22 protein-coding genes are annotated in these 19,296 nt (G+C 73.1%); 10 read left to right on the forward strand and 12 right to left on the reverse strand.

Features of this window, described 5'->3' with window-relative positions:
- Window positions 1–205 precede the first annotated feature (205 nt).
- On the forward strand, window positions 206–649 hold the full coding sequence (locus ACPFP2_RS22210; RefSeq protein WP_424091094.1) for an HNH endonuclease: 444 nt from the start codon (window positions 206–208) through the stop codon (window positions 647–649).
- Window positions 650–733: 84 nt separating this feature from the next.
- Here the strand turns inward: ACPFP2_RS22210 and ACPFP2_RS22215 are convergent, their stop codons facing one another.
- Window positions 734–1,345 carry a TetR/AcrR family transcriptional regulator C-terminal domain-containing protein gene (locus ACPFP2_RS22215; RefSeq protein WP_424091095.1) on the reverse strand — a complete coding sequence of 204 codons (612 nt, stop codon included), beginning with the start codon at window positions 1,343–1,345 and terminating at the stop codon, window positions 734–736.
- Window positions 1,346–1,413: 68 nt separating this feature from the next.
- On the opposite strand from ACPFP2_RS22215, the gene ACPFP2_RS22220 reads away from it, so the two are divergent.
- Complete coding sequence (locus ACPFP2_RS22220; protein WP_424091096.1) at window positions 1,414–2,007, forward strand: peroxiredoxin-like family protein; 594 nt, start codon at window positions 1,414–1,416, stop codon at window positions 2,005–2,007.
- Between the two features lie 7 nt (window positions 2,008–2,014).
- On the opposite strand, the gene ACPFP2_RS22225 is transcribed toward ACPFP2_RS22220, so the two are convergent.
- The 3 genes from ACPFP2_RS22225 to ACPFP2_RS22235 all read right to left on the reverse strand — a co-directional run bounded on the left by ACPFP2_RS22225 (window position 2,015) and on the right by ACPFP2_RS22235 (window position 6,949).
- A complete protein-coding gene (locus ACPFP2_RS22225) occupies window positions 2,015–3,565 on the reverse strand; it encodes a protein kinase domain-containing protein (protein ID WP_424091097.1) in 1,551 nt (516 codons plus the stop codon).
- A gap of 105 nt (window positions 3,566–3,670) precedes the next feature.
- A complete protein-coding gene (locus ACPFP2_RS22230; protein ID WP_424091098.1) occupies window positions 3,671–4,444 on the reverse strand; it encodes an enoyl-CoA hydratase/isomerase family protein in 774 nt (257 codons plus the stop codon).
- A 114-nt stretch (window positions 4,445–4,558) separates the two neighbouring features.
- Complete coding sequence (locus ACPFP2_RS22235; RefSeq protein WP_424091099.1) at window positions 4,559–6,949, reverse strand: M4 family metallopeptidase; 2,391 nt, start codon at window positions 6,947–6,949, stop codon at window positions 4,559–4,561.
- 208 nt (window positions 6,950–7,157) lie between these two features.
- Between ACPFP2_RS22235 and ACPFP2_RS22240 the strand changes: the two genes are divergently transcribed.
- Window positions 7,158–7,649 carry a hypothetical protein gene (locus ACPFP2_RS22240; protein ID WP_424091100.1) on the forward strand — a complete coding sequence of 164 codons (492 nt, stop codon included), beginning with the start codon at window positions 7,158–7,160 and terminating at the stop codon, window positions 7,647–7,649.
- Between the two features lie 4 nt (window positions 7,650–7,653).
- Here ACPFP2_RS22240 and ACPFP2_RS22245 read toward each other — a convergent pair whose 3' ends face one another.
- On the reverse strand, window positions 7,654–8,538 hold the full coding sequence (locus ACPFP2_RS22245; RefSeq protein ID WP_424091101.1) for a LysR family transcriptional regulator: 885 nt from the start codon (window positions 8,536–8,538) through the stop codon (window positions 7,654–7,656).
- A 72-nt stretch (window positions 8,539–8,610) separates the two neighbouring features.
- Between ACPFP2_RS22245 and ACPFP2_RS22250 the strand changes: the two genes are divergently transcribed.
- The 4 genes from ACPFP2_RS22250 (at window position 8,611) to ACPFP2_RS22265 (ending at window position 12,332) form a co-directional block, all read left to right on the forward strand.
- Window positions 8,611–9,273 carry a type 1 glutamine amidotransferase domain-containing protein gene (locus ACPFP2_RS22250; RefSeq protein ID WP_424091102.1) on the forward strand — a complete coding sequence of 221 codons (663 nt, stop codon included), beginning with the start codon at window positions 8,611–8,613 and terminating at the stop codon, window positions 9,271–9,273.
- Between the two features lie 241 nt (window positions 9,274–9,514).
- Window positions 9,515–11,089, forward strand: a complete 1,575-nt coding sequence (locus ACPFP2_RS22255; RefSeq protein WP_424091103.1) for a succinic semialdehyde dehydrogenase — start codon at window positions 9,515–9,517, stop codon at window positions 11,087–11,089.
- Complete coding sequence (locus tag ACPFP2_RS22260; protein ID WP_424091104.1) at window positions 11,086–11,682, forward strand: TetR/AcrR family transcriptional regulator; 597 nt, start codon at window positions 11,086–11,088, stop codon at window positions 11,680–11,682. Before ACPFP2_RS22255 ends, ACPFP2_RS22260 begins: the two co-directional genes overlap by 4 nt.
- Window positions 11,683–11,732: 50 nt before the next feature.
- Window positions 11,733–12,332 carry a hypothetical protein gene (locus ACPFP2_RS22265; RefSeq protein WP_424091105.1) on the forward strand — a complete coding sequence of 200 codons (600 nt, stop codon included), beginning with the start codon at window positions 11,733–11,735 and terminating at the stop codon, window positions 12,330–12,332.
- 28 nt (window positions 12,333–12,360) lie between these two features.
- On the opposite strand, the gene ACPFP2_RS22270 is transcribed toward ACPFP2_RS22265, so the two are convergent.
- The 7 genes from ACPFP2_RS22270 to ACPFP2_RS22300 all read right to left on the reverse strand — a co-directional run bounded on the left by ACPFP2_RS22270 (window position 12,361) and on the right by ACPFP2_RS22300 (window position 17,051).
- Window positions 12,361–12,780, reverse strand: a complete 420-nt coding sequence (locus ACPFP2_RS22270; RefSeq protein ID WP_424091106.1) for an ASCH domain-containing protein — start codon at window positions 12,778–12,780, stop codon at window positions 12,361–12,363.
- Between the two features lie 29 nt (window positions 12,781–12,809).
- Window positions 12,810–13,424 (reverse strand): histidine phosphatase family protein, encoded by a 615-nt coding sequence (locus ACPFP2_RS22275; protein WP_424091137.1) that lies wholly within the window; start codon window positions 13,422–13,424, stop codon window positions 12,810–12,812.
- A gap of 65 nt (window positions 13,425–13,489) precedes the next feature.
- Window positions 13,490–14,131, reverse strand: a complete 642-nt coding sequence (locus ACPFP2_RS22280) for a DUF998 domain-containing protein (protein ID WP_424091107.1) — start codon at window positions 14,129–14,131, stop codon at window positions 13,490–13,492.
- A gap of 11 nt (window positions 14,132–14,142) precedes the next feature.
- Window positions 14,143–14,562: a VOC family protein gene (locus ACPFP2_RS22285; protein ID WP_424091108.1), complete on the reverse strand. Its 420-nt coding sequence runs from the start codon at window positions 14,560–14,562 to the stop codon at window positions 14,143–14,145.
- Between the two features lie 35 nt (window positions 14,563–14,597).
- Window positions 14,598–14,966, reverse strand: a complete 369-nt coding sequence (locus ACPFP2_RS22290) for a helix-turn-helix domain-containing protein (RefSeq protein WP_424091138.1) — start codon at window positions 14,964–14,966, stop codon at window positions 14,598–14,600.
- A gap of 29 nt (window positions 14,967–14,995) precedes the next feature.
- Window positions 14,996–15,877 carry a sigma-70 family RNA polymerase sigma factor gene (locus tag ACPFP2_RS22295; protein ID WP_424091109.1) on the reverse strand — a complete coding sequence of 294 codons (882 nt, stop codon included), beginning with the start codon at window positions 15,875–15,877 and terminating at the stop codon, window positions 14,996–14,998.
- 202 nt (window positions 15,878–16,079) lie between these two features.
- Window positions 16,080–17,051, reverse strand: a complete 972-nt coding sequence (locus ACPFP2_RS22300) for a LuxR C-terminal-related transcriptional regulator (RefSeq protein WP_424091110.1) — start codon at window positions 17,049–17,051, stop codon at window positions 16,080–16,082.
- Between the two features lie 261 nt (window positions 17,052–17,312).
- Between ACPFP2_RS22300 and ACPFP2_RS22305 the strand changes: the two genes are divergently transcribed.
- The 3 genes from ACPFP2_RS22305 to ACPFP2_RS22315 all read left to right on the forward strand — a co-directional run bounded on the left by ACPFP2_RS22305 (window position 17,313) and on the right by ACPFP2_RS22315 (window position 19,269).
- The gene (locus ACPFP2_RS22305; protein WP_424091111.1) at window positions 17,313–17,495 is read left to right on the forward strand and encodes a hypothetical protein; all 183 of its coding nucleotides are present in this window, start codon (window positions 17,313–17,315) and stop codon (window positions 17,493–17,495) included.
- Window positions 17,495–17,755, forward strand: coding sequence for a hypothetical protein (locus ACPFP2_RS22310; RefSeq protein WP_424091112.1), 261 nt, complete (start codon window positions 17,495–17,497; stop codon window positions 17,753–17,755). Before ACPFP2_RS22305 ends, ACPFP2_RS22310 begins: the two co-directional genes overlap by 1 nt.
- 101 nt (window positions 17,756–17,856) lie before the next feature.
- Entirely contained in the window at window positions 17,857–19,269 is a 1,413-nt protein-coding gene (locus ACPFP2_RS22315; protein ID WP_424091113.1) for an FG-GAP-like repeat-containing protein, read from the forward strand.
- Window positions 19,270–19,296 lie beyond the last annotated feature (27 nt).

A 19,296-nucleotide genomic window follows, 5' to 3' on the forward strand; every position in this document is an offset into this window, starting at 1 on the left:
CCGGGAGCGAGCCATGTCGTTGTCGCACGTGACGTGCGCGTGGTCCACGCTGCCCGCCGACGGTCGCCGAGCCGAAGGTCCCCGGGACGGGAGCCCCGACTGACGCGCCTGCGTAAGCACGCCGCCCAGCCGCCCGTCCCCCGCCGGACCGGGCGGCTTTTCGCTGCCCGGCCCGGTCCACCGCCGATCGTGAAGGGAGAGCCCGGTGGACGCCGTCCTCGTCATCAACGCCGACCTCGGCCCGCTGCACCGGGTCACCGTCCAGCACGCGATCCGGATGCTCTGCCGCCGGGTCGCCGAGATCCACGAGGCCGAGCCGGACCAGGTGATCGGAATCTTCCCGGTCCCCCGGGTGGTCCGCCTCGTCCGGTACGTCGTCACCCGCTGGCGGTTCAGCGCCGGACCGGCCTGGTCCCGGGCCGGCGTGCTGCGCCGCGACGGGCGGTGCTGCGCGTACTGCGGCGGCCCGGCCGGCACGATCGACCACGTCCTGCCCCGCTCGCGCGGCGGCCGGAACTCCTGGAGGAACACCACCGCCGCCTGCTACGCGTGCAACCAGCGCAAGGGCGACCGGACGCCGGCCGAGGCGGGCATGCCGCTGCGGCGCGACCCGGTCGTCCCGAGCTGGGCGTCGCTCGCCGCGGGGTGACGGGCCGGCCGGCGGGCACAGGGGGCCGTGTCGGGGGTACGCCTCCGGCGCGGCGCCCGCCGGTCCCCTCCGCGGTGACCCGGCTCAGGTGGCCAGCCCGCGCAGCAGGATCTCCAGCCCACCGTCGAACTCGGCGTCCGGGTCGACCCGGACGGCGTCGGCGGCGGTGGCCGCCAGGTGCGGGAACTCCGCCGGGGACAGCGCCGCCATGGTGGTGGTGCCGCCGCCCGAGAGCGGCCCGAGATGTTCGAGCTGGATCGCGCCGACGGTGTACGCGAGCAGCGCGCGCAGCGCGACCGCCCGGCGGGTGCCGTCGAGGCCCGCCTCGGTGAGGACGCCGAGCAGGCTCTCGGTCCAGCGCAGCACGGTCGGTGAGCGGTGCCGGTGCACCGGGAGCAGCGGCACCACGGCCGGGTGGCAGCCGATCACGACCCGCATCCGCCGGACCAGGACGGCGACCCGGTCGCGCCAGTCGCCGTCCACCGGGGCGGTGACGTCGACGCCGGCCAACGCCTGCTCCACGACGAGGGCCTCCAGTTCGTCGCGGTCGGCGACGTACCGGTAGAGGCACATGGCGGTGGCGTTCAACTCCTTGGCGACGCCGCGCATGGTGAGCGCGGAGAGCCCGCCCTCGTCGATGACGGCGAGCGCGGCCGAGGCGATCTGGATCGGGTTCAGGGAGCGGGGACGAGGCATGGTCTTGACAGCTTACAGCGTACGCCTACCCTGTAGGAGTACGCTGTAAACCTACGACGGGAGGCCCCGTGCCCCGCCATGTCACCCCCGGTTCGACCCTGACCGGCCGGCACCTCACCCCGGTCGTCGGCGCCCCGGTCGCCGTGCCCGCCCCCGACCGACTGATCCACCTCCAGTTCCGGCGCTTCGCCGGCTGCCCGGTGTGCAACCTGCACCTGCGTTCGATCGTCCGCCGGCACGCCGAGATCGAGGCGGCCGGCGTCCGCGAGGTGGTGGTCTTCCACTCCCCCGCCGACGAGTTGCGCGAGCACACCGACGAGCTGCCGTTCGCCGTCGTCGCCGACCCGGACAAGCGGCTCTACCGCGAGTTCGGCGTCGAGTCGTCCCGCTGGTCGGTGCTCTCTCCCCGCGCCTGGCTGCCGATCCTGCGCGCGGTGGCGCGCAGCTCGTGGGGCCTGCTGCGGGGTCGGGAACGCGCACCTTCGACGGTGCCGCACGGCGGGCGCCTCGGGCTCCCCGCCGACTTCCTCATCGCACCCGACGGCCGCGTGCTCGCCGCGAAGTACGGCGAGCACGCCTACGACCAGTGGTCGGTGGACGAGCTGCTGGACCTCGCCGGCCGGACCGCCGACCGGACCCCCACCGGGTCGGCGACGGCCTGACCGCCGGTCAGCGGTCGGTCTCCCGCACCCTCGGCACGGGCCTGCCGTTGGCGCAGCTGGCGGTGACGGCGCTCGCGTGGGCGTCGGAGCCGAACACGACGCGCACCTGCCGGTCGGGCCCCGGCCGGTACTCCTCGATCCGGTAGCCGGCGGCCGGCGCGGTGGCGACCACCTCCGCCACCTGACCGTCGCAGGCGACCCGCACGGCGCCGCCGCGCGCCTGCACCGGGACACCGGACGGAGGCGGCTCGGCAGTGTCGTCGGGCTCCGGCGCGGGCGAGGACGGGAGCGGGGACGCCGGCGGCGGCACCGGCTGACCGGAGGTCGGCGGGGCCGGGGCGGTGGCGTCCACGCCGGCCGGACCGGGGGTGCGTACCGGCTCGCCGGGCCGGCCCGAGCCGGCGCCCCCGCCGGGGAGGTCGACGGCGGCGGTGGGCGGGCCGACGCCGACGGAGGCGACCGAGCTGCCGGCCGAGGGGACCGCCGACGCCGACAGGACGGCCGAGCCGGACCGCCGCGGCTGCGACGAGTCGGCGAGCGACCCGGCCGCCGCCACGGCGATGGCCACCGCGCCGCCGACCACGAGCAGGGTCCGGTACGGACGCCGGGCCGGCGTCGCGGGGCCCGCCACGACACCGGGACCGGCCGCCGTCGCCACCTCGCGTGCGCCGCCCGGCCCTTCGCCGGCCGTGCCGACCGGCCCGGCGGGGGAAGCCTCGGGGCCGGACGCCTGCGCGGCCCGCATCCGGGTGACCACCGCCGCAAGTACCGTGGCCGCCTCCTCGGCGGACGGCCGATCGGCCGGGTCCTTGGCGAGGCAGCGCCGGCACAGCTCGGCCACCTCGGCCGGCACGCCGTCGACCGGCGGCAGGGGCTTCGGCTCGACGTAGACGTGGGCCCGCAACATCTGGGTGGGGGTGTCGGTCTCCCAGGGCAGCTGGTCGGTGAGCACGAGGTGGACGAGGAGCCCGAGCGCGTAGACGTCGGAGGCCGGCACCACCTCACCGGCGTCGAGCCGCTCCGGCGCGAGGTACGAGGGGGTGCCGAGCAACTGGCCGTCGAAGTCGATCTCCGGCTGGCCGACGGCGGCGGCGGTGCCGAAGTCCACCACCTTCGCCCCCGACGGCGTCAGCATGACGTTGGCCGGCTTGACGTCGCGGTGCACCAGCCCCTGTGCGTGCGCCGCGGCGAGCGCGGCAGCGACCTCGGCGCAGATCCGCAGCCCCTCCACCGGCGGCAGCGCCCCGTCGGCGAGCCGCCGGAACAGGGTGGGGCCGGGCAGCAGCTCCATCACCACGAACGGCGCGAACTCGCCGGACAGGGTGACCGCTTCGCCGTAGTCGTACACGCTGGTGACGTTCGGATGGGACAACCGGGCCGCAGCCTTCGCCTCGGCGCGGATACGCCGGCGGGCCGCCCGGTCCGAACCGAGCAGCAACTTGACCGCCACCTCGCGTTCGAGCAGCTCGTCGTAGGCCCGGTGGACCACCGACGTGCCGCCCTTGCCGATGCGATCTCCCAGCCGGTACCGACCGTTGAGGAATTGACCGATCTGCACCGGCACAGCCTGCCAGTACCGGCCGCTCCGCACCAACCGGTGATCGAGAATCGCCGATCGCGCCGGTCGCCGCCCCGCCCGGCGTGCCGCCGTCGCCGGCAGCGCTCAGTGCCGGTCGGACGGGGTCCAGGTGAAGTTCGGGGGGCGGCGCTCGTGGTGGGCCGCGACGCCCTCGCGGGCCTCGCCGCTGTCCCGCACCTTCCGGTGCCACCAGGCGATCCGGGCCGGTCCCGCCCGGTCGTCCACGATCTCCTTGGCCGCCGCGACGCTGAGCTGCGAGCGCTGCGCGATGGCGGCGGTGATCGCGTCCACCCGGGCGGTGAGCCCGTCGACCGGCAGCACCTCGTCGACCAGGCCGACCCGCAGCGCCCGCTCGGCGTCGATCAGCTCGGCGGTGAAGAGCAGGAACTTCGCGGTGGACGGCCCCACCAGCCGGGTCAGCCGCCGGGTGGTCGGGGCCGGGTAGACCAGGCCGAGCCGGGCCGGTGGCACGCCGAAGCGGGCGTCCTGCGCGGCGATCCGCAGGTCGCAGGCGACCGCGAGCTGGCAGCCGCCACCGACGCAGGCGCCCTGCACGGCGGCGACCGTCGGCTTGGCGAACGCGGCCAGCCGCTCCTCGGCGGCGACCGCGATGCTGTGGTCGCCCGCGTCGAGCAGCTCGTCCAGGTCGCCGAGGTCGGCGCCGGCGCAGAAGGTGCCGCCCGCGCCGGTGAGCACCAGGGCCCGCACCGCCGGGTCGGCCTCCAGGCCGTCGAGCAGCACCGGGAGCCGGCGCCACATCCCGGGCGTCATCGCGTTGCGTCGCGCCGGGTTGTGGATCGTCACCGTCGCCACCGCGCCGGTCACCTCGACGGTCAGCTCCGCGTCCGACACCGCCACCACCCCTTCCGCACCGACCCCGGCCCGTGCCGGGCCCGGTCCGGCGACCATAACGGCGCGGGCCCGACGACCACCCGCGAGGGGTGGCCGTCGGGCCCGCCGACGGTGGTCAGGTCAGGAGACGTTGACCGCGGTGTCGTCGACGACGAAGGACGTCTGGAGCGAGGAGTCCTCGACGCCGGTGAACTTCAGGGTGACGGTCTGGCCCTTGTACGCGGCCAGCGAGAAGGACTTCTGCGAGTACCCGGCGGCCTTGTTCAGGTTCGAGTAGGTCGCCAGGGTGGCCAGCACCGTCCCGGAGGAGTTGAGCACCTGCACCCGCAGCGTGTCGTACGCGGTGCCGGTGGTGGTCTCCGCCGAGTCGATGTGCAGCCAGAAGGTGAAGTTGTACGTCGTGCAGCCGGCCGGCAGGCTCACCGCCTGGGAGAGCGTGTCGGTGTGGCTGCTGCCGTAGCCGTCCATCCAGGCGTTACGGGTGCCGGTACGGGCCGGCTGCCCGGTGAACGAGCCGATGACGCCCGAGGTGGAGGCCCACGGGGTGGTGCCCGACTCGAAGCCGGGGTTGCCGAGCTTCTGGCCCGGGCTGGTGCAGCCGCCGCCGGTGCCGTTCACGGTCAGCGTGTAGGTCGCCGTCCTGGTCACCGTGCCGGTACCGGTGACGGTGACCGTGTAGGTGCCGGGCGGGGTGCTGGCCGTGGTGGCGATGGTGAGGGTGGACGAGCCGCCGGCGGTCACCGACGACGGGTTGAACGAGGCGGTCGCGCCGGTCGGCAGGCCGGACGCCGACAGCGCCACGGTCTGCGCGTTGCCGCTGGTGACGGCGGTGCCGACGGTGGTGCTGACCGAGCTGCCCGGGTTGACCGCGCCGGAGGTCGGCGAGAGCGACACGGAGAAGTCGTTGCCGGTGGAGCAGGGCGCGTCGTTGCCGGAGACGGCCACCGCGGTCCACGCCGCCTGGACGGCCTTGTACTCGGTGGAGCAGCTGCCGTACAGGTCGGTCGCCGCGCGCAGCGTGTAGGCCCGCGCGGTGTTCGACGGGGTGGTGTTGTTGACGTACGAGGTGTTCGACGTGAAGTAGACGTCCAGGGCGCGGAACCAGATCTTCTCGGCCTTGGCGCGACCGATGCCGGTGACCGCCGGGGCGGAACCGCAGATCGGCGAGGTGCCGTACGGGGTGGCCCCGGTGCCCTCGGCGAGGTTGAAGAAGAAGTGGTTGGCCGGGCCGGACGAGTAGTGCACGTCCTTGTTCTTGGTGCTGGTGGTCCAGCAGCGGTCGGACGAGCCGTCCAGCGCCGGGTCGTACATGTAGCGCAGCGGCGTGCCGTTGCCGTTGATGTTGATCTTCTCGCCGATCTGGTAGTCACCCGGGTCGGCGGTGGTGTTGGCGTAGAACTCGACCATCGAGCCGAAGATGTCGCTGGTGGCCTCGTTCAGGCCGCCGGACTCACCGGAGTAGGTCAGACCGCCGGGCACCACGTTCTCGGTGACGCCGTGGGCCATCTCGTGGCCGGCCACGTCGAGCGAGACCAGCGGCCGCGAGTTGCCGGAGCCGTCGCCGTACGTCATCCGGGAGCCGTCCCAGAAGGCGTTGACGTAGTTGTTGCCGTAGTGCACCCGGCTGGGCACGCCCCGGCCGTCGCCGAAGATGCCGTTGCGGCCGTGCACGTTCTTGAAGTAGTCGAACGTCTTCGCGGCGCCGAAGTGCGCGTCGACGGCGGCGGACTGCCGGTTGGAGGTGGTGCCGTTGCCCCAGCTGTTGTCCGCGTCGGTGAAGGTGGTGCAGGTCGACGTGCCGTTGTTCATGTCGCAGGTGGAGCCGTTGCCGCGCGCCGGGTCGACCATCGAGTACGTGCTGCCGGAGAGCGTCGTGTCGATGGTGACCGTGCCGGAGTAGACGCTGCTGCCGGTGCCGGCGACCATCTCGATCTCGTCGTACGAGCCGATCACCTTGCCGGTGACCGCGTCGGTGATGACGTGGAACCGGGACGGGGTCTGGCCGTCGGTGTGCCAGCCGGTCAGCACCGTCTCGAAGGCGAGGCGACCCGTGCCGGAGCTGGCGTCGACGAAGAGCTCGGGGCTGCCGACGTTCTCCAGCTTGCCCTCGAACTGCTTCTTGGCGGTCGCCTTGACCGAGGTCGCCGTCACCTTGGGGGCGGTGGCGAGGGTGAGCGGGGCGGCCAGGCCGACCGACGCACCGGCGTAGGCGCCGTTGGGCGCCGTGTGGATGACGAAGTCACCGCCGTAGACGCGGAGGCCCTTGTAGCTGCGGGTGTAGCGGGTGTGCGCCGCGCCGTTGCCGTCCACCTTCGTGCGGACCGCCTGGTACGACTCTCCGCTGACGCCCTGGACGGCGCCGGGGTTGCTGCGGAGCAGGCTCTCTGCACGAGCTGCGGGTGCGGTGTCCGGGGCCGGGGCGGTGGGGGCCGCCTGCGCTGCGGTGGCGACGCAGGTCAGCATGCCGCTGGTGAGCAGCACTGTGCTGACGGCGGCGAGGGGTCTTCTCACGTGCCCTCCTGACAAGGGAAAGTTGTGACGGGGGTAGTCACGCATGTAGATATAGCGATACATCCTCGAAAGCGGAAGAGGGAGAGCGCTTACCGACCTCGACACTGACCGAACGGTGGAGGGCAGCCTGGTGAGGGAACCGGGCGGCGACGGTGCACGTCCGAACGGCATGAGATCATCCGCCCTGGCCATTGTCAAGATCGTAACTGTGGCCGGACTGCTGACCGGCTGCTCGGCGAGCGACACCGGTTCACCCGCCCCGACCCCCACCGCGTCCACCGGCGCGACGGGCAGCGCCACCCCGGACGCCACCGCGCCCGGCACCGCCACCCCGGGCGGGACGGCGACCGGTCCGACGGACTCGCGCGTCGTGGTGACCCGCTCGGGCGGCATCGCCGGTCGCAGCGACACCGTGATCGTCGAGCCGGACGGCCGGTGGACGGCCACCGTCCGGGGCGACGCGACCCGCAGCGGCCGGCTCTCCCCCGCCGACCTCGACCGGCTGCGCGCGCTGGCGCGTACCGCGACCACGGGCGGCACCCGGGGCACTCCCGACGCCCGTTGCGCGGACGCCTTCACCTACCGGCTCACCGTCCCCACAGGGAGCGTGGAGTGGACCGACTGCCCCACCGGTCCGCAGCCGCCGCCCGCCGCCGCCGCGACGGCCCGACTGCTGTTCCAGGCCACGACGACCGGCTGAGCGCCTACCCGCCGGCCGCCCCGGCGAGCAGGGCCCGCCGCACCGCCTGCACCTCCCGCCGTCCGACCGCCGCCGGCCGGGCGGCGAGGAAGAGCGTGTTGAGCGGGGGCACCGCAGGGGAGAGCAGCGGACGCAGCGCACCGGAGGCCAGCTCGCCCCGGCACAGGTACGTCGGCAGCACGCTCACCCCCGCGCCGGCGAGCACGGCGGCGCGTACCGCCCGCAGGTCGGCGACGACCAGGCTCGGCGTACGGGTGAGCCGGGTGTCGAAGACGGTGCGCCACCAGCGGCGCAGGATCGGCGCCTCCTCCCCGTACGCGACCAGGGGCACGTCGCGCAGCGCCTGCGGGGTCACCGGGTCAGGCAGCCGGTCGGCCCAGCCCGGCGCGGCGACCAGGGCGAACTCCTCGTCGTACAGCGGCTCGGCGGTCAACCCCCGCCGCCTCGGCCGCACGCTGCTCACCGCGAGGTCGAGCCGCCCGGCGGCCACGTCGTCCAGCAACTGGTCGGGCAGCCCGGCGGTGACCCGCAGCTCCAGGCCGGTGGCGACCAGCCCGGCCACCGCCGGCAGCGCCAGCTCCGCGAGGAACTCGGCGGGCCCGCCGAGGAAGACCGTCCGGGGGTACGGCGTGACCGTGTCGTCGACGAGCACGGCGTCGAGCCGGTCCAGCGGCTCGGCGACCCGGCGGGCCAGCTCGTCGCCGGCCGGGGTGGGCAGCACGCCCCTCGGCACCCGGTCGAAGAGCGGCCGCCCGACCGCCGCCTCCAGCGCCCTGATCTGGGCGGTGACCGTCGGCTGGGCCAGCCCGAGCAGTTCCGCCGCCGCCGTGATCGATCCGGACCGGTGCACGGCGAGGAAGCTGCGGAGCAGGTCGAGCGACACCTTCACATCGGCAAACCTATCGCCGCTGTGTCGTTCGCCTATTGGTCAGCTATGGATCCGCGAGCCAGCATGGTGGGCATGACTCGTGCACTCATCGCCCTGACCAGCCATGACCAGCTCGGCGACACCGGCCGCAAGACCGGCTTCTACGTCGGCGAGGCCGCCGAGCCGTGGGAGGTCTTCCGGGCCGCCGGCTGGGACGTCGACCTGGCCTCGGTGGCCGGCGGCCAGCCGCCGCTGGACGGCCGGGACGAGAGCGACAAGACCCAGAACGACTTCCTGGCCACGGCCGGCGTCGCGCACACCGCGAAGGCCGCCGAGGTGGACCCGTCCCGGTACGACGTGATCGTCTTCGCGGGCGGCCACGGCACCATGTGGGACTTCCCGAACAACCCGGACCTGGCGCGCATCGCGGCCGACATCTACGAGCGCGGCGGCGTCGTGTCGGCAGTCTGCCACGGCCCGTCGGCCCTGGTCGACCTGAAGCTCTCCGACGGCTCGCGCCTGATCGCCGGCAAGCGGGTGGCCGGCTTCACCAACGCCGAGGAGGACGCCGTCGGCCTCACCGCCACGGTCCCCTTCCTCCTCGCCGACCGGCTCACCGAGGCCGGCGCCGTCCACGTACCCGCGCCCGACTTCACCGAGCACGTGGTGGTGGACGGCCGCCTGGTCACCGGCCAGAACCCCCAGTCCGCCCGCGCCCTCGCCGAAGCCGTGGTCCAGGCCACCCACCCCGCCTAACCCACCCCCCCACCCCACCCCCACCCACCCCGACCCACCCACTCCCGCCCGGCCACAGCTCGTTGATCATGAAGTTATTGCCCTGGAGAGCGCCTTCCACCCGCAATAACTTCATGATCAACGGCTATAGGCGGGGGCAGGGAGGGGTGGGGAGGTGGCGGGGCGAGGGGAGGGGGCGGCATTGCAACGCGACGTTGCGTTGCGTTAGCGTGGGGGGATGAGTGCTTCCACCGTTTCCGCCGTGACCGGTAATCCCGCTGCGGGCGGGCGGGCTCCTGCGCTGCCGGCAGCGGCCGCCGAGCTGGTGGCCGGGGTGCGGGGCAGTGGAGCGCCGTTCACCGCCCGGTCGCCGTTGACCGACGCCGTGACGGTGGTCGTACCGTCGAGTGGGCCGGCCGACGTGGCGGCCGCGTTCGCCGACGCCGCCGAGGCACAGCGGGCCTGGGCGGCCCTCCCGGTGGCCCGCCGTGCCGCCGTGCTGCTGCGGTGGCACGACCTCACGCTCGACCGGCAGGAGGAAGGGCTGGACCTGGTCCAGCTCGAATCGGGCAAGGCCCGCCGCCACGCCGTCGAGGAGGTCCTCGACGTGGCGATCAACGCCCGCCATTACGCCCGCACCGCCGCCCGGCTGCTGCGCCCCCGCCGTCGGGCCGGCGCGCTGCCGGTGCTCACGCGGACCCGTGAGCTGCGCTTCCCGCTCGGCGTGGTCGGGGTGATCTCCCCCTGGAACTACCCGCTCTCGCTGGCCGTGGCCGAGGTGCTGCCGGCCCTGATGGCGGGGAACGCGGTGGTGCACCGCCCCGACCCGGCCAGCATGCTCACCGCCCTCTGGGTCCGGGACCTGGCCGTCCGCGCCGGGTTGCCGCCCGCGCTCTGGCAGGTCGTCGCCGGTGAGGGCGCCGACGTCGGGCCGCTGGTCGTCGAGCACGCCGACATGGTCTGCTTCACCGGCTCCACCCGGGTCGGCCGCGAGGTCGCCGCCCAGGCCGCCCGCCGGCTCGTGCCCACCTCGCTGGAACTGGGCGGGAAGAACCCGCTGCTGGTCCTCGACGACGCCGACCTGGACCGGGCGGTGGAGGTGGCGATCCGGGCCTGCTTCGCCAGCGCCGGGCAGCTCTGCGTCTCGATCGAGCGGGTCTACGTCGCCGACCGGCTGCACGACGAGTTCCTGCGCCGGTTCGTGGCGCGTACCGCCGCGCTGCGGCTGGGCATCGGCGGCGACTTCGACGCCGACCTCGGCTCCCTGGCCTCCGCCCGGCAGCTCGACACGGTCACCGCGCACGTCGCGGACGCCGTCGAGCGCGGGGCCACCCTGCACACCGGAGGCCGGCACCGCCCCGACATCGGGCCGTACGTCTTCGAGCCGGCGGTGCTCACCGGCGTCACCCCCGGCATGCGGATGTACGCGGAGGAGACCTTCGGACCGGTGGTGGCGGTGTACCGCTTCGACACCGACGACGAGGCGGTGGCCCTGGCCAACGACACCCCGTACGGCCTGAACGCCAGCGTGGTCAGCGGCTCCGGGGCGCGCGGCGAGGCGGTCGCCGCGCGGATCGAGGCGGGCGGCGTGAACGTCAACGACGGCTACTCCGCCGTCTGGGGCAGCATCGACGCCCCGATGGGCGGCTGGAAGGACTCCGGGCTGGGCGGCCGGCACGGCGTCGACGGGTTGCTCCGGTTCACCCGGGTCAAGACCGTCGCCCGGCAGCGCGGGCTCGACCTCGCTCCGGCGTACCACCGGCCGGGCGCGGAGACCGCGGCCTGGACCCGCCGGATGAGCACCGCGCTGCGCCTGCTGCGGCGCACCGGCCGATGACCGCCGTCGGCCCGCCCCCGGCGGACACCGGTGGGCGGGCGACGCGCGGGCCGCGCGGCGCTGCAGCCATCCACGCCGCCGTGCTCGACCTGCTGGCCACTGGGGGGTACGCCGGGCTGACCGTCGAGGGGGTGGCCCGGCGCTCCGGCGTCAACAAGACCACCCTCTACCGCTGGTGGCCGTCGAAGCCGGCGCTGGTGGCGGCGACGTTCCGGTACGCCGTGGCCCGGGAGCTGCCGGTGCCGGACACCGGTTCGCTCCGCGGCGACCTGGTGGCCCTGGTCCGGTCGAAGGCGGCGTTCCTCGGCGAGGGGCCGGGCCGGCTCGCCTCCGACGTGCTCGCGCACACCGGCGCCGACCCGGAGCTGGCCCGGCTCGCCGACGAACTACTCGGCCAGCACAGCACACACGTCGCCGAGATCACCGGCCGGGCCCGCGCCCGGGGCGAGCTGACCGGCACGGTCGACGACCTTCTGCTGGCGGACCTGCTGCTCGGGCCGGTCTGGCTGCGGGCCGTGGTGACCCACCGTCCGCTGTCGACGGCCGACGCGGAGGCGCTGGTCGACACGCTGCTCACCGGACTGGACGGCTGAGCGTCACCTTCGCCGGGTAACGTACCGCTGCGATGCCGTCGAGGAGCACCATGGCGAAGAGACGTCCCAGCGGCGTGCGGCGGTCCGCTGCCCTGCTCGGCGCGCTGGTGACCACCGGCGTGACCGTGCTGACCTCGGGCTGCGCCCCGGTGGGCGGCGACCGTACGGCGACACCGGCCCCCACGGCGACGGCTCCCCGGAAGCTGGCCCTGCCGGAGACGGTGCTCGGGCTTCCGCCCTCCACGAGGCCGGAGCTGATCCAGCTCTCCCGGTCGCCCCTGGACCGGCTGCGGACCGAGGTCACCGACCCGACCAGCACCGTCGACGGGGCGTACGCGGGGCGGGCGCGCAACGCGGACGCGGTCGTGGTCAGCGGCGTCTCGGGCACCGTGACCGATCCGCAGGGGGCGCTGACCCGGGTACTCAGCCCGTACCCGGTGAAGATCTTCCGGACGGTGGAGTACGGCCGCTTCGCCGGCGAGGCCCGGTGCGGTCGGGGCCGCACCGAGGACAGGGGCTACCTGACCGTGTGCGGCTGGGCCGACCCGCAGACCGCCGGGGTCGTCGCCTTCGTCTCCTCCCGCAAACAGCTCGAACTCAACACCGAGTTCTACGCGATCCGCGACACGTTGGACGGCACCGTCGACTGAGCCCGGACGCACCGCCCCGGGTGCGGTGTCAGAGGTGGTCGACCACGCGGAAGCGTTCCAGCACCGCAGGGGTGTCGTCGTCCACGGTGAACTCCGGGTCGCCCAGCCAGCCCCGGTAGTCCGGGCCGTGCCAGTACTGCTCGTGCCCGGCCCGCCAGGCGGCCACCGAGGCGTACCCCTCGCCCTCGTCGCGGGCGTGGTCGAGGTCGACGTCGCCGAGCCGGACCATCCGCACCCCGGTCACCTCGATCACCGCGACCGGGCGGTCGGCGGAGTCGACCACCACCGCGCGGGCCCCGACCACCTCCAGCGGTTCACCGTCGCGCTCGTAGTCCTGCAGCAGGCCGGTGGTGGAGGTCTTGGCCCCGGAGAGCACGGCCGCCACCAACTGGTCACGCAGCGGGCCGGGAAAGGCGAACTCGAACCGGGGCAGGTCGGGTGACGTCACCGGCCGACGGTAGCCGGGTCCGTCACCGCTCACATCCGGTAATCGGCGGGCAGGCCGGTCCCCCGCAGCTCCGGCGGCAGATGGGCGACGTCGTTGAAGGCGATCAGGCTGGGCGGCCCCGCCGTGCTGTAACGGATCACCGTCAACCCGGCATTGTGGGGGTTGAGCCCGAGCCAGCGCCGCTCCGGCGCGCCCAGCGCGTGCCGGACCAGCCAGGCGATCAGGAAGGCGTGCGTGACGACCAGTTCCCGCACGTCGCCGTCGGCCGGGGCGGTGGCGAACCGGGCCACGGCCGCCGCCGTCACCCGGGGCCCGTCGACCCGTTCGGCCGCCGAGTAGCCGGCCAGCAGATTCGCGTACGACGGCGGCAGGCCGGCCGGGTCGGTGTCGTGCGGGAGATGGTCGCCGGCCAGCTCGGAGGCGTACACCGGGATGTCGGGCAGCGACCGGGCGACCAGCTCGGCGGTCTCCGTGGCCCGGCGCAGCGGGCCGTGGTGGACGGCGCGCAACGGCAGGCCGCGCAGCCGCTCGCCGAGCAGGGTCGCCTGCCGGCGGCCCCGCGCGGAGAGCCCCGCCTCCGCCGACTCGACCTCGGCGTGCTCCTGCTCGCCGTGCCGGGCCAGGTAGAGCAGGCGGACGCCCATCGTCACCTCACAGATGATCTCCAGGCGCGATGCTAACCCGCGCCTGGAGATCATGTCCGTCCCGCTCAGCCCCGGCGCAGCGCCCCGGCGAACGTGACGCAGACCCAGGCCCAGCCCGCGGTCACCGCGAGACCGAACCCGACCATGGCCACCGGCCCGGGGCGGACGATCAGCGCCACCCAGGCCACCGCGAAGAACGCCCCGACGGCCAGGTCGACGGCCGCCCGTGCCCGGCTGGCCCGACGTGCGGCCACCACCGTCGCCACGATCAGCGACACGAAGGCGACCGCCGCCGCGAGGAAGTGCAGCCCGCCGTGCCAGCTGATCTCCCCCGGACCGCGCGGCGTGCCGGCCGGGAACCCGTCGGCCGGATCGGCGCTGAAGATCCCCGCCGCCATCAGGCCGCTCCCCCACAGCACGAGCAGCCGGGGCAGCCACACCGAACCGGTCCGGTGCCGCAGGGCGGACGCCGCGCCGACGCAGAGCGCCCCGGTGGCCAGGAAGGTGGCGACCTGGATCCAGCCCAGCTCGCCGGTGCTCAGCATGCTGACCGGGTGCCTTCGGAAGTCGAAGCCGTCCCGGGTGAGGCCCTGGGCCAGCGCGGAGACCGCGAAGATCGGGCCGGCCAGGACGCCGCCGGCCAGCAGCGCCCGGTCCCGGCCCACGGCAGCCGGTCGTACGCCGGGAAGAGCGATCGCATCGGACATGTCCGCCTCTCTCAGGCCCGGGGGAACATCTGACCGATACGGATCTTGTTGCCGAACGGGTCGCGGATGCCGAAGTCGATCCCGTACGACCGCTTGGTCGGCTCGTCGGTGATCTCCACGTCCTTGGCGACCAGTTCCTCGTACGTCTTGTACGCGTCGTCGGTGGTCAGGAAGAGCGTGCCGCCCAGCGCGCCCTTGGTGAGCAGCTCCCGGACCTGCTCGGCGGTGGCCGGGTCCAGGGCCGGCGGGCCCGGCTTCTCCAGCAGGATCTCGCGTTCCGGGTCGCCGGGCAGGTTGACCGTCAGCCAACGCATGAAGCCGAGATCGGCGTCGGTGTTGACCTCCATGCCGAGCTTGCCGACGTAGAAGTCGAGCGCCTCGTCCTGGTCGAGCACATAGATCTGGGAGCGGGAAATCGCGTTCATCGTCATGCCGAAGACGCTAGAGATGCCCCCTGACCTGCTGCTTATCCAAAACTGCTTGGTCTGGTCCAGGCTTTGCTGAAGCAGCTCGGCACACCCTGCGCGGCGGTGCGGTTGCGCCGGAACTCGCTGGGCGACTCCCCGACGATCTGCCGGAACGTACGGCTGAACGAGCCGAGGCTGTTGAAGCCGACCGCGAAGCAGATCTCGGTCACGTCGAGGTCGCTCTCCAGCAGCAGCGCCATGGCCCGCTCCACCCGACGCCGTTGCAGGTAGCGGTGGGGCGTCTCGCCGAAGGTGGCGCGGAAGGTCCGGATGAAGTGCGCCTCGGAGACCAGCGCGATCCGGGCCAGCGCGGGGATGTCCAGCGGCTCGGCGTACGACCGGTCCATCGCGTCCCGGGCCCGGAGCATGGCCCGGTTGGACTCCTCGGTCGCCCGGCTCACCGCGCGTCCACCTCCGCCGCGTCGAGGTCGAGCGCCGCCAGCACCTCCGGGTCCGCCACCGTCTCCACGGCCAGGATCCGGTCGGTGACGACGAAGGTGAGCACGATGCGGACCTTCCCGCCGAGGACCACCACGGCGCCGGGCGCCCCGTCGACGTACGCGGGCACCGCGCCCTGCGCCCGGCCGTTGAAGAAGCCGGCGACGACAGCCGAGCCCCGCGCCTCGGCGGTGCCGCCCATCCGTACGGCCGCCGCGTCGGCGCGCATCACCACGTGCGGGTCGAGCATGGCCACCAGGTCGTCGAAGCGACCCTCCCGGGCGGCGGCGAGGAACGCCTCCACCACCCGCCGCTGGCGGGCCGGGTCCGTCTCCGGGCTCGCCTCGGCCTGCTGCACCCGACGGCGGGCCCGGCTGGCGATCTGCCGGACAGCGGCCGGGGTGCGGTCGACCACGCCGGCGATCTCGTCGAACGAGACGGCGAACATGTCGTGCAGCACGAACACGAACCGGTCGGTGGGGCCGAGAGTGTCCAGGACCAGCAGCAGCGCCCGGCCGACGGACTCGGTACGCACCGCCTCCCGCTCGGGGTCGACCGTGTCGACGTCCGTGGCCTCCGGCTCACCACCGGTGTCGTCCCAGGGCTGCTCGGGACGGGTCGTGCGGGACCGCAGCCGATCCAGGCAGACCCGGCCGACGGCGGTGGTCAGCCAGCCGGCCAGGTTGTCGATCTCGCCGTCGACGGCGCGGCTCAGTCGCAGCCAGGTGTCCTGGACGGCGTCCTCGGCCTCGGTGCGCGAGCCCAGCATGCGGTAGGCCACCGCCCAGAGCCGGGACCGGTGCTCCTCGAACCGCCGGGCCAACTGGTCGACATCGCTCATGGTCCCCCACCCGGGCCTGGTGTGACCGCCGTCACGCCTGTCGCGCTCCCGCCGGCCTGCCCCTTGGCCCACCGGGACCCACGCACAGGCGGACGGACGCCCGCCAGACTAACAAGCAGGGGTCTGACCGGACGGCCCGCGAACCGCGTGGGGCACGCTGCGTCGCCGGCTGCCGGGCGCGGCGGTCGGTGGCGGCCGATCCTCACACCCAACGGCGGTCGGCCGCCCGTACGCCCGCCTGGAACCGACTCGCGGCACCGAGGCGCTCGGTCAGGGACGTCATCATGCGCTGCACGCTTCGGAGGGAGACGGCCAGCTTGCGGGCCGCCGACTCGTCGGTGTGTCCGGCCGAGAGCAGACGCAGCAACTCGCGTTCCTGAGGGGTGAGCCCCTGCTCGTCGGCCGTCGCCTGTTCACCGAACGGCGTGGCGTTGAGCCACACCTGCTCGAAGAGCGCGATCAGGCCGGCGACGACGCCGGGGCTGCGCAGCTCCAACGCGCCCTGCCGTGGGTTGCCCGGATCGAGGGGAACGAGCGCGATCGCCCGGTCCACGATGACCATCCGCATCGGCAGGGTCGGTGTGGTGCGGGACTGGCCACCCAGTGTCGTCATCCACCGCGCGTGTGCCAACGTGCCGGGATCGTTGCGCAAGCTCTCCTGGTACACGTTCCTGATGCGGACGCCGCGCTGCAGCACCTGCTGGTTGAGCGGTGCCTCCGCCTCCATCGTGTCCGGGCTCTGCGCGGCACCCGTGGTGAACGAGAGGCATTCGCTGCGGGCGGAGTGGGCGAGCTCGACGAGCCGGTCCCGGACGCTGTCGACCCCGTCGAGCACTCGGCCTTCCGTCACCTGGTGGCACTCGTCGTGGGCGGTCGCGATGGCGGCGATGGCGACCCGGGTCTCCTCCACCTGCCGTTGCCGGATGGCAACCTCCGCCTCCACCTTGGCCAGGAGTGCCGTCAACCCGGCCTGCGGTCGGACCGCCCGGGCCTGGTCGCCCTGCGGAGCCAGCCGGACCAGGGCGAGGTCGGCCAGCACGTCAAGCGCCTCGCTGACCTGGTCCCGTGGGACACCCAGGTGCTCGGCCAGGCCGGCGACGTCCAGGTCCGGACATTGCAACATGGCTCGGTAGATCACTTCGTGCTGCGTGGACAGCCCCAGCAGATCGAACACAGCCCCTCCCCCGAGTAGGACCAACGCTTCGTATTCTGCCGCTGACCGACCGCTTCCGTGGCCCCGCCGGCACCTGGCGTGGTTACGCCGGGCGGGCTCACGCCAGGCGAGAGTCGGTGACAAGGCCGACCAGGCCCGCGATGCTTTCTTCAGCGGGACGACGGATACGGATCCCGCGATCCACACACCAACGGCACGAACATCAACACGGGGGAAAAAATCGAAATGTCTGCATTTATAAATGCCAATCGCCTGCTGGCCGTGATCGCCGCCCTCGCTGTCGCGCTCATGATCATCCTGACCGCCGGACAGAGCGCGCTGACCACGCTCGCCGAGGGATTCGGCTGGGGCAGTTCCACCTCGAACGGGCCCGCAGCCCAGATCATGGCCGACGGATTCGGTTGGGGCGCACCGGCTCCGGTGAGCACCCCGGGACAGCCCTGATGGTCGCCACGCACATCCGCATCGCGTCCCTCACCTCCACCTCCAAACTGGACGAGTCGGAACTACGAGACCTGATCTACGCCCAGGCGACGCCGGCAGCCGCGGTGGAGCATGTCCGGATCCGCGCCGGTCCGCACGGCGTCGACATCCTGGCGTTCCTCGACAGCGACGACCCGGAGGAGGCCGCCGAAGCCCTGCACCGCCTCGTCCACAAGGTGATCGCCAGCACGCCGCTGCTGCGGACGTGGCGGATCGTCTGACCCATTTCACCGATAAGTGTCAATTGCCGGTCGGGTCCCCGCCGAGGGTGGCCCGACGGCCGGCCGAACCTGCCCGACAACCAACCCTGAAAGGGCTCACCATGAAGAGCACCGCGATCCGACGACTGACCAGCCTGGCACTCGGGGCGGCCCTCGCCGCCGGCGTCGGCCTCACCGGTGGCGTCGCCACCGTGGTCACGAGCGCCCCTGAGGCGGCCTTCGCCGCATCCACCGTGGGTGGGCAGATAACCCCGACGGAAGTGCTCAGCCGCGCCAAATTCTGGTACGACAACCGCGGCAGCATCCCGTACAACCAGGGGGGTTACTACCCCGACCAGGACGGCAGGAACTACCGCACCGACTGCTCCGGGTTCGTCTCGATGGCCTGGCACCTCTCGACGTCGAAGACCACCCACAACATGTACACGGTGTCGAAGCAGATCAGTAAGAACGACCTCCAGCCGGGCGACGTGCTGAACATCGCCAGCCAACACGTCATCCTCTTCAAGCGATGGATCGACAAGTCGACGGGCACCTTCGAGTACTACGCCTTCGGCTCGACGCCGGTGAAGATGGCGACGGAGACCCTCACCGGAGGCTCCGACGGGCGCATCGACTCGCACCCGGCGAGCGACTACGTCGCACGCCGGTACAACAACATCAGCACCAGCAGCGAGGCCCCCGTGAAGGACCCCGGCGTCGCCGACGTCACCGGCGACGGCTACCACGACCTGGTGGCCCGCAAGACCGACGGCACCCTCTGGCTCTACTCGAACAACATCGAACGCGACAACGGCGTCCCCTACAGCGGCGCCTCCTCCCGCCAGATCGGCAGCGGCTGGAGCGGTTCCGACCGGATCGTCAACGCCGACGTCACCGGTGACGGCTTCACCGACGTGCTGCTCGTCAAGTCCGACGGGACGATGATCCTGTACTCGAACAACATCGTCCGGGACGACGGCGCTCCCTACAGCAGCTCCGCCTCCCGGCAGGTCGGCAGCGGGTGGGGCAACTTCGACCGGATCGTCGGAGCGGACGTCACCGGCGACGGCTACACCGACCTGGTCGCCCGCAAGACCGACGGCACCCTCTGGCTGTACCCGAACAACATCGAACGCGACAACGGCGTCCCCTACAGCAGCCCGGACGCCCGCCAGATCGGCAGCGGCTGGAACGGCTTCGACACCCTGGTCGGCGCCGACGTCACCGGCGACGGCTTCACCGACCTGGTCGCCCGCAAGACCGACGGCACCCTCTGGATGTACGCCAACAACATCGTCCGCGACAACGGCGTTCCGTACTCGGCCGCCAAGCAGATCGGCAGCAACTGGAACGGCTTCGACACCCTGGTCGGCGCCGACGTCACCGGGGACGGCTTCACCGACCTGGTCGCCCGCAAGACCGACGGCACCCTCTGGATGTACGCCAACAACATCGTCCGCGACAACGGCGTTCCGTACTCGGCCGCCAAGCAGATCGGCAGCGGCTGGAACGGCTTCAACAGCATCATCTAGCAGCATGAACGGATGGCGCGCCCGGCC

The sequence above is a fragment of the Micromonospora citrea genome (genome assembly GCF_049629545.1).
Lineage (GTDB): Bacteria > Actinomycetota > Actinomycetes > Mycobacteriales > Micromonosporaceae > Micromonospora > Micromonospora citrea_A.

What these genes read in the sequence shown, in the direction of transcription:
- ACPFP2_RS22215 (WP_424091095.1), bottom strand. Translation starts at nt 1,345, where the DNA reads ATGCCTCGTCCCCGCTCCCTGAACCCGATCCAGATCGCCTCGGCCGCG.
- ACPFP2_RS22250 (WP_424091102.1), top strand. Translation starts at nt 8,611, where the DNA reads ATGACTCGTGCACTCATCGCCCTGACCAGCCATGACCAGCTCGGCGAC.
- ACPFP2_RS22260 (WP_424091104.1), top strand. Translation starts at nt 11,086, where the DNA reads ATGACCGCCGTCGGCCCGCCCCCGGCGGACACCGGTGGGCGGGCGACG.
- ACPFP2_RS22265 (WP_424091105.1), top strand. Translation starts at nt 11,733, where the DNA reads ATGGCGAAGAGACGTCCCAGCGGCGTGCGGCGGTCCGCTGCCCTGCTC.
- ACPFP2_RS22275 (WP_424091137.1), bottom strand. Translation starts at nt 13,424, where the DNA reads ATGGGCGTCCGCCTGCTCTACCTGGCCCGGCACGGCGAGCAGGAGCAC.
- ACPFP2_RS22280 (WP_424091107.1), bottom strand. Translation starts at nt 14,131, where the DNA reads ATGTCCGATGCGATCGCTCTTCCCGGCGTACGACCGGCTGCCGTGGGC.
- ACPFP2_RS22285 (WP_424091108.1), bottom strand. Translation starts at nt 14,562, where the DNA reads ATGACGATGAACGCGATTTCCCGCTCCCAGATCTATGTGCTCGACCAG.
- ACPFP2_RS22290 (WP_424091138.1), bottom strand. Translation starts at nt 14,966, where the DNA reads ATGCTCCGGGCCCGGGACGCGATGGACCGGTCGTACGCCGAGCCGCTG.
- ACPFP2_RS22295 (WP_424091109.1), bottom strand. Translation starts at nt 15,877, where the DNA reads ATGAGCGATGTCGACCAGTTGGCCCGGCGGTTCGAGGAGCACCGGTCC.
- ACPFP2_RS22310 (WP_424091112.1), top strand. Translation starts at nt 17,495, where the DNA reads ATGGTCGCCACGCACATCCGCATCGCGTCCCTCACCTCCACCTCCAAA.
- ACPFP2_RS22315 (WP_424091113.1), top strand. Translation starts at nt 17,857, where the DNA reads ATGAAGAGCACCGCGATCCGACGACTGACCAGCCTGGCACTCGGGGCG.